The organism is Telluria sp. AZSoR62, from assembly GCF_058111565.1.
In genome coordinates this window covers 1-264 of the sequence record NZ_JBYTST010000357.1, presented here as the reverse complement: position 1 = coordinate 264, position 264 = coordinate 1, and the positions used below count along the sequence as shown (strand labels likewise).

Sequence of the window (264 nt, the reverse complement as noted above, 5' to 3'; positions counted from 1 at the left end):
AATATTTACTACCGGTGCAATGTTGTTTGTAACTGGCTCGTTCCAAGAGCCTGATGCTCCAGCCCCACCCCACGAACCCGTAGCCCCTCGCTCCGCTGCTGCTTGTTGGCGTTCAAGTGATCCAAAGCGTTCCGTAAGTGCATCTACGTTGAATTCAAACTGTGGTAAGAAGCCTGGCATGGTTGATTGGTCCATTCCAAGAGTGTCGTCCCAGATATCCCCAGTGCTACTGGCATTGGCATTTTTCCAGCGGGCAAGGTTCTC

The 264-nt window shown here is 51.9% G+C and carries 1 protein-coding gene; it reads right to left on the bottom strand.

The genetic code is table 11. The features are described 5' to 3' along the window. Positions 1–264 (bottom strand): hypothetical protein (locus AC3XQU_RS24095; RefSeq protein ID WP_489876648.1); only part of this gene is annotated, 264 nt, incomplete at both ends.